The sequence below is a fragment of the Gemmatimonadales bacterium genome, assembly GCA_035502185.1.
Taxonomy (GTDB): Bacteria; Gemmatimonadota; Gemmatimonadetes; order Gemmatimonadales; family JACORV01; genus Fen-1245.
The window spans coordinates 20637-32633 of sequence record DATJUT010000065.1; the positions used below are offsets into that span (position 1 = coordinate 20637).

General features: G+C 72.1%; 8 protein-coding genes and 1 tRNA gene. 5 read left to right on the forward strand and 4 right to left on the reverse strand.

The genetic code is table 11. The features are described 5' to 3' along the window. Positions 1–23: 23 nt before the first annotated feature. On the reverse strand, positions 24–2924 hold the full coding sequence (locus tag VMF70_08845) for a response regulator (protein ID HTT68123.1): 2901 nt from the start codon (positions 2922–2924) through the stop codon (positions 24–26). A gap of 124 nt (positions 2925–3048) precedes the next feature. Next, positions 3049–4269 (reverse strand): radical SAM protein, encoded by a 1221-nt coding sequence (locus VMF70_08850; GenBank protein ID HTT68124.1) that lies wholly within the window; start codon positions 4267–4269, stop codon positions 3049–3051. A gap of 282 nt (positions 4270–4551) precedes the next feature. On the opposite strand from VMF70_08850, the gene VMF70_08855 reads away from it, so the two are divergent. From VMF70_08855 to VMF70_08865, 3 genes are all read left to right on the forward strand, one after another. After that, on the forward strand, positions 4552–4956 hold the full coding sequence (locus VMF70_08855) for a hypothetical protein (GenBank protein HTT68125.1): 405 nt from the start codon (positions 4552–4554) through the stop codon (positions 4954–4956). 40 nt (positions 4957–4996) lie between these two features. Next, positions 4997–5761: a class I SAM-dependent methyltransferase gene (locus tag VMF70_08860; protein ID HTT68126.1), complete on the forward strand. Its 765-nt coding sequence runs from the start codon at positions 4997–4999 to the stop codon at positions 5759–5761. Positions 5762–5849: 88 nt separating this feature from the next. Further along, positions 5850–7655, forward strand: a complete 1806-nt coding sequence (locus VMF70_08865) for a protein kinase (protein ID HTT68127.1) — start codon at positions 5850–5852, stop codon at positions 7653–7655. 108 nt (positions 7656–7763) lie between these two features. On the opposite strand, the gene VMF70_08870 is transcribed toward VMF70_08865, so the two are convergent. After that, entirely contained in the window at positions 7764–9095 is a 1332-nt protein-coding gene (locus tag VMF70_08870; protein ID HTT68128.1) for a hypothetical protein, read from the reverse strand. A 232-nt stretch (positions 9096–9327) separates the two neighbouring features. On the opposite strand from VMF70_08870, the gene VMF70_08875 reads away from it, so the two are divergent. Continuing rightward, positions 9328–10251 carry a hypothetical protein gene (locus VMF70_08875; protein ID HTT68129.1) on the forward strand — a complete coding sequence of 308 codons (924 nt, stop codon included), beginning with the start codon at positions 9328–9330 and terminating at the stop codon, positions 10249–10251. Positions 10252–10441: 190 nt separating this feature from the next. On the opposite strand, the gene VMF70_08880 is transcribed toward VMF70_08875, so the two are convergent. Then, positions 10442–10525 (reverse strand) — tRNA-Ala (locus VMF70_08880). A gap of 240 nt (positions 10526–10765) precedes the next feature. On the opposite strand from VMF70_08880, the gene VMF70_08885 reads away from it, so the two are divergent. Continuing rightward, a partial coding sequence (locus VMF70_08885; protein ID HTT68130.1) for a glycosyl hydrolase occupies positions 10766–11997 on the forward strand: 1232 nt, incomplete at its 3' end.

Genomic DNA, 11997 nt, shown 5'->3' on the forward strand with positions numbered 1-11997 from the left:
AGGGTGCAGGGCGTGAGGGTGTGTCATCCCCCTTCTTTTCTGAGATACGTCACCACCTCGCCGGCCTCGGCGATGAACTGCCCGAACACCGCCCGCACCTTGTCCGCGTCTCCCGCCTTCGCCGCCGTCTCCATCTCCTTGAGCCGCTCGGCCAGACGGTGGGCGCCCAGCTGCGCCGCCGACGACTTGAACGAGTGGGCGAGCCGCGCGACCTCGTCGGTCTGCCGGGCTTCCACCGCACGGGCCATCGCCTCGGTGCGCACGGCCGAGCCGTCGAGGAAGCTCGTGATGATGCCGTTCACCGCCTCGGCCGCGCCCGCCTCGGCCATGTCGCGCCGGAACCCGGCCAGGTCCACCGGCGGCGGCGAGGTGCGGGCACCCCACCCCTCGGCGGCGGCGAACAGCTCGAAGGCCTTGAACGGCTTGGTGACGTAGGCGTTCATCCCCACCGCCAGGCAGTTCTGCCGCTCCTCCGAGAGCGCGTGGGCGGTGAGGGCGACGATGGGCAGGTCGGCGCAGGAGGGCATCGCGCGGATCGCGCGCGTCGCGTCGAGGCCGTCCATCTCCGGCATCTGGATGTCCATCAGCACCACGTCGTAGTGCTGGCGGCTGGCGGCGGCCACCGCCGCCGTGCCCGTGCCCACCACGTCCACCTGGTGGCCGCGCTTGCGGAGCATGGTCGCGGCCACCTCCTGGTTCACCTGGTTGTCCTCGGCCAGCAGGATGGCGAGGTGCCGCCGCGACTCCGCGATCCGGTGCCGCGTCACCACCTCGTGGCCGCCCGGGCCGGCCGCGGCCCCGCCCAGGATGCCGGCCACCATGTCCAGCAGGTCGGCCCGCGAGACGGGCTTGGTGAGGTAGCCGTGGATGCCCAGCTCGCGGCAGCGCTGCGCGTCGCCGCGCTGGCCCGCCGAGGTCAGCATCAGCAGCCGCGTCCCGAGCATCGCGGGCTCCGCGGCGATGCTCTGCGCCATCTGGAAGCCGTCGCGGCCCGGCATCTGCGCGTCGAGGATGGCGAGCGAGTAGGGCTCCCCGTTCTCGACCGCGCGGCGCATCGCCTCCAGCCCCTCCTCGGCGCTGCCGGCCTCGTCCACCGTCACCCCGGCGGCGAACAGCAGCCCGCGCACCACCCGCCGGTTGGACTGGTTGTCGTCCACCACCAGCATCCGCAGGCCCGACAGCGGCACCGCGCCCGCGGCGGGCATCGGCGCGGGCAGCGCGGCGTCCACCGCCAGCGCGACCTGGAAGGAGAACTCGCTGCCGCGCCCCACCTCGCTCCGCACCTCCAGCTCGCCGCCCATCATCGCCACCAGCCGCTGCGCGATCGTCAGGCCCAGGCCCGTGCCGCCGTACCGCCGCGTCATGGACAGGTCGCCCTGGTTGAACGGCTGGAAGATGCTCTGGCGCTGCCGCTCGGGGATCCCGATGCCGGTGTCCCGCACCGCGAAGCGCACCACGGCCTTGCCGTCCCGCTCCGCCACCCGGCGCAGCGACACCACCACCTCGCCCTGCTCGGTGAACTTGACCGCGTTGCCGATCAGGTTGGTGAGCACCTGCCGCAGGCGCGTCGGGTCGCCGCGCACCTGCTCCGGCACCGAGGCGGGGATGTCGGCCAGCAGCTCGATGGAGCGCTCGCGGGCGCGCACCCCCAGCAGGCTCACGGTCGAGTCCACCAGGCGCGGCAGGTCGAACGGGACCTGCTCGAGCTGCAGGCTCTCGGCCTCGATCTTGGAGAGGTCGAGGATGTCGTTGATCAGCGTCAGCAGCGTCTCGCCCGAGGACTGGATCAGGGTGAGCGAGCGCCGCTGGTCGGGCGTCAGCTCGGTGTCGAGCAGCAGCTCCGCGAGGCCCATCACCGCGTTCATCGGGGTGCGGATCTCGTGGCTCATGTTGGCGAGGAAGGCGCTCCGCATCTGCGCCACCTTCTCCGCCGCCTCCTTGGCCTCCTGGAGCGCCCGGCGCGCCTCGACCTCGTCGGAGATGTCCTCGTACAGCACGAACAGCCCGGACTCCCCGACGCCCTCGACCCGGGCGGCGGAGGCGCGCACCGGCACCAGCGCGCCGTCCTTGCGACGGCGCTGGACCTCGATCACCACCGTCTCGCCGCCGCGTACCGTCTCGTCCAGCTCGCGGGCGTGGTTCAGCTCCGCCGCCGGGACGATCAGGTCGTTCAGCGGCTGGCCGCGGATCTCGCCGAGCCCGAAGCCGAACAGCCTCTGGAACCGCGGGTTCGCGTCGCGGACCCTTCCCTCCACGTCCACCACCACCGTCGCGACCGGCGCGCTGGCGAACAGCGCGTCGAGCCGGGCGCGCTCCCGCGCCGCGCGCTCCTCGCTGGCCGCCAGCTCGGCGTTGGTCAGGGCCTGCTGCACCAGCCCCGTGTAGCCGCGCTGCTGGATGATGGACATCACCAGGCTGAACACCGCGATCAGCAGCAGGGCCACGAGGTGCCGCTCGGTCCCGGCCCCGGCGAGCAGCAGGCCGACGCCGAGCGGCAGCACGACCGCGGCGAGGAAGTAGCGGAACGCGCGCCGGTCGGCGGCGAGCGTGGTGGTGGACCCGGCCACCAGGCCGGTGAGGATCATCATCACCAGGGCCAGGTCGCCGAACGGCAGCCACCGCGCGAACAGGCCCGCGCCCACGCCCCACGCGGCCCCGAGCGACGTCATCACCGCCACGGTGCGGCGGCGCTCCCGCCGCGTGTACTCGCGCGTGATCAGCCGGTGGCGCAGCACGAGCCGGACCACGCACAGCACGGCGACGACCGCGCCCCATGCGACCAGCGGGATGGTGGGGACGGTGCTGTAGCACAGGGCCAGCACCACGCCCATCAGGACCAGGTGGGAGATCTCGGCGGTGGCCCCTTCGCGAATGATGCGCTCCCGGGTCTCCCGGATCAGCGCATCCTTCACCTGTTCGTGCATCGCGGAGGAAACCGCAGGCATGCGCTAACTTAATGTCGGAAACGAGACAAGGAAGAGCGAACCCGCGGGGATTGGGGGTTGGGGGGCCCCAAACCCCAACCCCCAATACCCAACCCCCGTCTTTCTACCCCAGCTCCGTCCTCGCCGCCGCCCGGCGGGGCACCGGCACCAGCGGGCCGCCGAACCGGCGGTGCTCGTCCAGCCGGCAGGACGGGATCAGCCCGCCCTGCCAGGCCATCATGTCGGGGCAGCCGCCGCACAGGTTGGCCTTGCCGTCCAGCATCTCGTAGGGCTGCTGCAGCGAGATGGACTGGATCCAGATGCCCTGCAGCGCGCGCCGCGGGTTCTTGAGCACCGCGCGCGCGAACCGCTTCAGGGCCCGGCGCACCACCGGGTCCACGGCCGCCAGCAGGAACACCTTCCGGCCGACCCTCGCGCGCCGGGGGAAGTCCACCCAGCGGCCGGCCCAGAAGTGGTGGGCGACCTGGAGCGCCTCGACCGCCCGCGGCCCCAGGTAGCCGTACGCCCTGGTGGGAGAGCCGACGTGGTGGGCCACGAGGAACTTCGTCGTCTGGGGCGCGGCCGTGCCGGGCAGGTAGGCCGAGGCCCGGAAGCCGCGGTCGTGGTCGCGCAGCTCCTCGTACATCTGCTCCGTGGTGACGGCGAGCCGGTCCGGCTCGGCCGTGCCGCGCGCGAGCGCGCTCGCGTCCACCGTGCGGCCGTCCACCTGGTACTCCCAGTCGTCGCTCAGGGGAATCGCGCGGAAGGCCACCAGCGCGACGTGCTGGACCTTGTGGAGGTTCGCGCGGCACCACTCGAGCACGTGCGGCAGGTAGGGCAGGGTGGAGCGGTACACCGTGATCGTGAAGCCGCACTGCATCCCGCCGGCCTCCCACACCAGGTCGGCGAAGTGCTGGCGCAGCTCGTTCATCTCCGCCTCGTTCTTCCCGCCCCAGCCCGGGCGCTCCATCGCGCTGTCCACGTGGAACTGGAACCGCGCCAGGCCGGCCGTGCGGAAGTCGCGCGCCAGGTCGGGCGTGAGGCGCTCGCCGTCCGTCAGCAGCAGCGGCTTCAGGCCCTGGCGGGCGATGAACTCCACCACCTCGAGGATGCGCGGGTGGAGCAGGGGCTCGCCGCCGGCGATGGCGATGCGGTCGCAGTTGGTGAGCCGCCGCACGGCCAGGACGTCGGCCTCGACCTGCGCCAGCGGCGCGTGGCCGTTGGCCTTCTCGCGGGAGGCGCCGGGGCCGGTGAAGTCGCCGGCGTCGGTGACCTGGACCCAACCGCCGGGGTTGTCGGTCGGCGTCCAGGGAAGCTGGTACATCCTGCTGCGGTCGATGGCCATGAGCGCCCTCGCGCCTCCCCGGGCTGCGCGGCGCGCGCCGATGCGCCGCGGCAGCCGTCGCGAGACATCCTAGGGCCGGGGCGTCACGCGGGCGTCACGCGGGCGCCGCGCGGAGATCGCGGCGGCGACGACAGAAAGGCGCAAGGTCAACTCCCCTATGGACCTACGGGCTTCCGCGTGATCTGGGCCCGCGACGAAATGGCACGGTTTGCATATGTTAGTGGTCCCCCCGGAACCGAAGGCACCGCCCGCGCGGGCGGCTGCCGCAAGGAGATCGTCCGAGTGGCTGAGAGTCGCGAACGCATCGAGTTCTGGCGGGAAGAGGTCCTGCGGCGCGCCGAGCAGGGGTTGCAGGGCCGTCTCGTCGCTCTGTTCGAGGCCACCAAGGACTCCGTGGTGCCGGTGGCCATCGGCTCCAACCGCAAGCTGCCGCCCACGGCGTCGGCCGAGATCAACAGCGCGGTCCGCAGCTGGAGCGTGCCGGCGCAGGTCGGCAGCCGGTGGCTGGCCGCGCGGCTCGACATGGGCCGCTGGTGCATCGCCCCGGTGCGCGCCGACCTGCCGGAGCCGCCGCCCGGAGGCGTCGAGCGCCGGCGCAAGGAGCGGATGACGCTCGAGCTGGCCGGCATCTGTCTCGGCCTGATCGAGACCCGCTTCGCCGACGCGGCGGCGCGGGCCCGCGCCTAGCGCCTCCGGCCGTCGCGGGCGGCCCCCGGCCCCGCCCGCCGTGCCGCCCCCCGGCCGCGGTTCCGACGGTTTCCGCAACGTCTACGAGGACGTCCGCTACGCGGACGCCTACGCGGACCTCGCGTTCCCCGGCACCTACCATCTCGCCTTCCGGGACCTGCCGGGCGTCTTCGCGCGCCACGCGCCGGGCCGCCGCGCGCTGGACTTCGGCTGCGGCGCGGGCCGCTCGACCCGGTTCCTCGAGCGGTGCGGTTTCGAGGCGGTGGGCGTGGACATCTCCCGCGACATGGTGGCCAAGGCGCGCGAGGCCGATCCCGCCGGCGACTACCGCGTCATCGCGGACGGCGACTTCGGCCGGCTGGCTCCGGGCTCCTTCGACCTGGCGCTGAGCGCCTTCACCTTCGACAACGTGCCCACGGCCGCGCGGAAGGTCCGCATCCTGTCCGGCCTGCGCGCGCTCCTCGTTCCGGGCGGCTGCCTGGTGAACCTCGTGTCCTCGCCCGAGATCTACGTCAACGAGTGGGCGTCGTTCTCGACCCGCGCGTTCCCCGAGAACCGTCGCGCGCGATCGGGAGACGTGGTGCGCATCGTCAACCTGGCCATCGCCGACCGCACGCCGGTCGAGGACGTGCTGTGGACCGACGACGCGTGGGGCGAGGTGTACGCGGCGGCCGGCCTCGAGCCGGCGGAGACCCTGCGGCCGCTGGCGACCCCCGCCGATCCGGGGGAATGGGTGAGCGAGATCACCATTCCGCCCTGGGTGATCACCGTGCTCCGCCCCGCGAAAGGCCGCTCCACGGCTTAGGTTCCGGGGCCGACCGGCCCGGGCGCGGCGCCGCGCGGCCGCATCGGCGGGTGTTGCTATCGGCATTGCTCGTTCGCAGATTCACCAAGTGCCGGAAACGAGCCCCCAGAGCATCGGCAAGTACCAGATCACGGACCTCCTTGGCCAGGGCGCCATGGGGGTGGTTTACCGTGCGCTGGATCCGCTGCTCAACCGGTACGTCGCGGTCAAGGTGATGAGCCAGGGGATCGCCACCGACCCGGAGCTGCGGGACCGGTTCCTGAGGGAGGCGCGCGCCGCCGGCAGCCTGCAGCACCCCAACATCATCACCATCTTCGACTTCGGCGAGACCGGCGGGTCGCTCTACATCGCGATGGAGTACATCGAGGGGTCCGACCTCTCGCAGATCATGGAGCGGCAGGACCCGCTGCCCCTCACCGGCAAGATCGACATCATCGTGGACGCCCTGCACGCGCTCGACTACGCGCACAGCCGGGGCGTGGTGCACCGCGACGTGAAGCCGGCGAACATCCGCGTGTCCACCGACGGGCACGCCAAGCTGATGGACTTCGGGATCGCGAGGCTCGAGAAGTCGAACCTCACCAAGTCCGGCATGATGATGGGCACGCCGAGCTACATGGCGCCGGAGCAGATCACGGGCGGGAACATCACCCCGGCGACCGACGTGTTCGCGATCGGCGCGGTGCTGTACGAGTTCCTGTCGAACCGGGCCACCTTCCAGGGCGACACGCTGCACGCGGTGCTGTACCGGGTGGTGAGCGAGCAGCCGCCGCCGCTCAGGGAGGTGGCGGCGTCGCTGCCGATCTCGCTCCAGCCCATCGTGGACAAGGCGCTGGCGAAGGATCCCCGGCATCGCTACGCCACGGCGGGCGCGATGGCGCAGGACCTCGAGGCGGTGCGGGCGGCCCTGAGCGGCGGCGCCACCGTACGGGTGGCGGCGCGGTCCACGCCGCTGCGGACCACGATCCGGGCGGACGTGCTGGGGATGCGGAAGCGGCGGCGGTTCGCCCGGCTCGGCGTGGCCGCGGGAGTGGTGGTGGCGGCTGCGGCGGGGGTGCTCTGGTTCGGAGGCTTCCTCAAGCCGGCGGCCAAGCCGCCGGCGTCGCCCGTCGCGGGTGCCGCATCGAGCCAGCAGGCCCCGGTGCGGACCGCTCCGGAGTCCGTGACGGCGCCGGCGAAGGGCAGGCCGGACTCGATGGCGGCGGAGGCGATGACGGCTCCGGGCACGCCGCCGGCGGCCCAGCCCGCGCCGCACGAGTCGCCGGCGCGGCAGCAGGACGCGCCGCGGGCGCCGCGCCTGGGCGGCGCGCGCACGGCGCTCGAGAACGTGAGGCATCCGCGGCCGGCAGCCGCGCCCGCCGGCTCGACCAGCGCCCAGCCACCGGCGCCGTCGGGTGCGGCGGCGCAGGGCCAGGCCGCGGCGCCCCAGCAGGCCGCGCCGGGTGGGGCCCCGGCGGCGCCCGCGGTCGAGCCCGCGTCGCGGCCCACTCCCAGCGCCGCGGTGCCGGCGCAGGTGCCGGCCGCTCCGCCGAGCGCGCCCGCGGAGTCGCCGGCGGCCGAGGCACCGGCCGATCCGCGGCCCCAGATCGAGGAGCTGGTCGCGGCCTACGCGCGCGCCATCGAGAGTAAGAGCACCGCCGAGATGCGCCGGGTGTACCCCGGCCTGCGCGGCGATCAGCAGGAAGGCTGGAGCACGCTGTTCTCGCACGCGAAGGGTGCCGTCAGGGCCGAGCTGGCGCTCGCCGCGGTGGACGTCACCGGCACGACGGCTACGGTGGACGTGACCGGGCACCTGCAGTACGACGTGGGAGGCGGCACGCAGCGGCCGTCATACAGCTTCCACGCCACCGCCGCCCTGGAGGGCGGCGCCTGGCGGTTCAAGGTGATTCCGTAGGCGGCGGCCCCACACCCCCTCACCGGCCCGGGTTTGGGGTTGGGGGGTTGGGGTTTCGGAGCCGCCTACTGACCAACCCCTAACCCCCAATCCCCAACCCCCTGTCTTTCAGAACCCGTACTCGATCCCCAGCGTAAACAGCGAGTTCGGCCTCAATCCCCCCCGGTTCAGCGGCACCAGCGCGTTGGCGATCAGGGTCGGGCCGCCGGCCAGCGTGAACTTCATGCCGAGCGACCCGTTGATCAGGTCGTCGCGGATGTTGGGGATCTCGCTGGTGCGCACCGTGCGCGTGAACGGCTCGGTGTAGGTGACCGACTGCGGCACGGTCAGCTTGTCGTTGCCCACCTGCAGCTCCGAGATCAGGTCCGCCGCCAGCGTCACGCTCGGCGCCATCAGGTGGTCGAACCCCACGGTTCCGAGCACGGCGTCGTTGCGGAATTCGCCGACGCGGCGCAGGTAGCCGACGTTGGCGTGGGGCGAGAAGGCGCCGAACCGCGCCGACACCACCGCCACCAGGCGGCCCGAGAACTGGCCGGCCCCCAGCAGGTCCTGCTCGCTGCCGGTCGGGAAGCGGCCGTCGGCGAGCAGCGCCAGGCTGCTCTGGTCGGAGTTGTGCAGGTTGATCTTCATCCGGACGGCCACGTCGCCGATGCCGGTCGCCGAGCCCTGCACGAAGCGGGACGCACTCAGGACCGGGTTGGTGGCGGTGCCGGCGAAGTAGTGGAACGCGCTGTCGCCGCCGAACGGGATGATGTTGGCCTGGCTCTGGCCCACCAGCGACGTCGAGACGATGGGCAGCGCCACGCCGAAGTCGATGTGGTCGCTGATGCCGTACGTGAACACGAACGAGGCCAGCTGGACGGTGATGTCCAGCGACAGGTTGAACGGCATGATGTCGTTCTCGAGTGTCGGCACGCCGTACGGAGTGCAGGACTTGCCGACGATGCTGTCGCAGGTCGGGCCCGTCACGTTCACGTGGGTGAACACCAGGTTCACGTTGTGGAGGTCCACGCCCCGGATGGACGCGTAGCGGAAGGTGTTGTAGCTGAAGCCCACCAGCACCCGGCCGCTCCCCAGCGTCTGCCCGCGCTCGGCGAACACCGGGCCGGTCGAGACCGACGTCGGCACCGGCGTGCCGTTCTCGAACTTGAACGTGGTGCCGCCGCTCGCCGAGCTGAACGGGAAGTCGGCCACGTTGCCGCCCACCGCGTTGGTGATGAACGAGATGATGGTCCCGTTCTGGGACGCGGCCGACGGCTCGAAGTGGGTGCCGTGCAGCGCCACCGTGGCGGAGGCGTTGCCGGCGGTGCCCGCCAGGAACAGCGGGTCCTCGCCCGGGCCGAAGATGAACAGCTGGTTGATGTCGTCGCGCAGACCTTGGGCTGTGAGCGGCGTGGACAGCACGGCACACGCCGCCAGGCTCACGAGCAAGGCACGCATTGGCCCTCCGCAGGGGGGATGCTGGGGTCCAGAATGCTGATGGATGAAGTCGGAAATTGTATCTACACGGGGGCTAGGGGTCAAACGGGCTGGAGGGCGGTGAATGGACCGGGGACCAATTATCGGCGGAGCGTGGTCGTGCCAGGTTCCGCGGGCGCGCTGACGCCCGGCTGACGCCGGGTCGGTAAGCTGCATCGGCGCATCGCAGGCGACCCCCGACGGAGGCACCAGAGTGGCGACACGACGCCGTTTCGGCATCCCGCTCCTCCTCGCGGCGCTGGCCGTTCCCGGCGGCCGGCTCGCGGCCCAGACGGCGTACCAGGACGCCCTCGCGGCGTTCGCGGCGAACGACTACGACCGCGCGAGCCGGCTGGCGCAGCGCGCGGCCCAGGCCGAGCCGGAACGGGCGGAGGTGCAGATGCTGGTGGGCGACGTCGCGTGCGCGGTCGCGACCGGCGGGGGGCCGGGCGCGCTCGCGGCCTGGCGGAAGTGCGGGGCGGCCTACCGGCGCGGGGTCGAGCTGGCGCCCGACAGCCTGTCGTACCTGGAGTCGCTCGCCGGCTTCCTGGAGCACGCGCCCCGCGCCGCGGGTGGCGACCGGGACTCGGCGTTCAGGGTCGCGGAGGGTCTGCGGAAGCGCGACGACGGGCGCGGCGCCTTCCTGATGGCGGGGATGCTCTCGCGCGGGAGCGCGGTGTCGAAGCTCAGGGCGGACTCGCTGATGGAGGCCGTCGGCCTGGCCCATCCGGCGGACTTCGGGGTCGCCTTCCGCGTCGCGCAGTATTGGACCGTGAGACACCGGCCCGAGCGGGCGCTGGCCGCGTATCGTCGGCTGGTGGACGCCGATCCCGACGACGTCCTGGGCCAGTACTTCCTGGGGCGGCAGATGGTGGAGATGAAGCTGAGCCCGCGCGAGGCGCAGGATCACCTGGTGCGCGTGATGGGGGTGCTGCAGCCGCCGCCGGCGGCGGGCGCCATCCCCACCTTCGCGGTGGGTGCGCCGTGGTGGCGGCTGGGTCAGACGTACGAGCAGCTGGGCATGCCGGACAGCGCGCGCTGGTGCTTCGAAGGGGCGCTGAGCCTCAACCCGCAGCTCTTCGAGGCGAAGCAGTCGCTCGACTCGCTCAACCGCCGCTCGAGGGCGCGGGGGAGATAGCTCCGCACCGCAACAATTGGCTCAGCGGCTCGGCTATCGGGGCGGTAGCGGCGCACGGAACGCGAAAAGGCCGAGGCACACGCCCCGGCCCTTTCGTTTACGCAGCGCACTGGCTGCCGCGGAGACCTCGCAAGTGAGCCGAGTATAAGCTCGGCTGCGCGTGAACCGCAAGATCCAAAGTGCGCGGCGGTGCAGGTGGTGGGACTCGAACCCACAAGGGCTTTCGCCCAGAGACTTGCGAGATCTCCGCGTCTACCAGTTCCGCCACACCCGCACCCCAACCGGCTGCAGACCCTGGTATCCCCGAAGGGCGGTACGCGTGACCCCACAGGTGCCGCCGACCGCGGGGCCACGATAAGCGGCGGCGACGGTGGCTCATCATCGTTCGGTTGCGGACGGAGGCGCGGCGAGTGCAACTTGCGCCTTCCCGTTCGCCATCCCGGAGCCTGCCGTGCGCGTGTCCTTCCCACAACCCACAACCCACAACCTGCTAACGGCCCTCCTTGGCGCCGCGATGCTTCTTTGCGCGGCCGCCGCCCCTCTCCGCGCCCAGGACCCGAGCCTCTGGTCCGCCGCCCTCAGGTGGCGGAACATCGGCCCGTTTAGAGGCGGCCGCACGGTTGCTGCAGTCGGAGTCCCAAGCCAGCCATCAGTCTTCTACATCGGCGTCAACAACGGCGGTGTCTGGAAGACCGACGACTACGGGCGCACCTGGAACCCCATCTTCGACGCTCAGAGCACCGGCTCGATCGGCGCCATCGCCGTCGCGCCGAGCGATCCCAACGTGGTCTACGTCGGCAGCGGCGAGGGCCTGCAGCGGCCCGACCTCTCCGTCGGCAACGGCATGTACAAGTCCGCCGATGCCGGCCGCACCTGGACGCATCTCGGCTTGGACGACGCGCAGCAGATCGCCCAGATCGTGGTGGACCCGCGCGACGCGAACCGCGTGCTCGTGGCGGTGATGGGGCACCCGTACGGCCCGAACGAGACGCGCGGCGTGTTCCGCTCGACCGACGGCGGCGCGACCTGGACCAAGGTGCTCTACCAGGACGAGAACACGGGCGCGATGGACCTCGTGTTCGATCCGGCGAGCGCCGACACCGTGTTCGCGGTGATGTGGGCGGCGCGGCAGCCGCCGTGGGAGACGCCCGACGCCAACAGCTGGCAGATGCCGTCGCACAACGGCCTCTACCGCTCGACCGACAACGGCGTCACGTGGGCGCGCTTCGGCGCCGGCCTGCCCGACTCGGCCGACGGCGTGGGCCGGATCGGCCTCGGCACGTCGGAGAGCGAGCCGCGGCGGATGTACGCCATCGCGCCCGACGGCAAGAAGGCGGGGCTCTACCGCAGCGACGACGGCGGCGCCAACTGGCGGCTCGTCAACACCGACGAGCGGCTGTGGGACCGCGACGGCGACTTCAGCGAAGTGAAGGTGGATACCAAGAACGCCGATGTCGTATACGTCATAGACGTCTCGTCGTGGAAGAGCACGGACGGCGGCGCGCACTTCGTCGGCTTCAAGGGAGCGCCGGGCGGCGACGACCCGCACCGGCTGTGGATCAACCCGAACGATCCGCGGACGATGATCCTCGCCGGCGACCAGGGCGCGTGCGTCAGCGTCAACGGCGGCGACACGTGGAGCAGCTGGTACAACCAGCCCACGGCGCAGTTCTACCACGTCATCACCGACGACCAGTTCCCCTACCGCGTCTACGGCGGGCAGCAGGAGAGCGGCTCGGCGTGGGT

Excerpts from the sequence above, each read along its gene's own strand:
- VMF70_08850 (HTT68124.1), bottom strand. The coding sequence starts at position 4,269 with ATGGCCATCGACCGCAGCAGGATGTACCAGCTTCCCTGGACGCCGACC.
- VMF70_08870 (HTT68128.1), bottom strand. The coding sequence starts at position 9,095 with ATGCGTGCCTTGCTCGTGAGCCTGGCGGCGTGTGCCGTGCTGTCCACG.
- VMF70_08845 (HTT68123.1), bottom strand. The coding sequence starts at position 2,924 with ATGCACGAACAGGTGAAGGATGCGCTGATCCGGGAGACCCGGGAGCGC.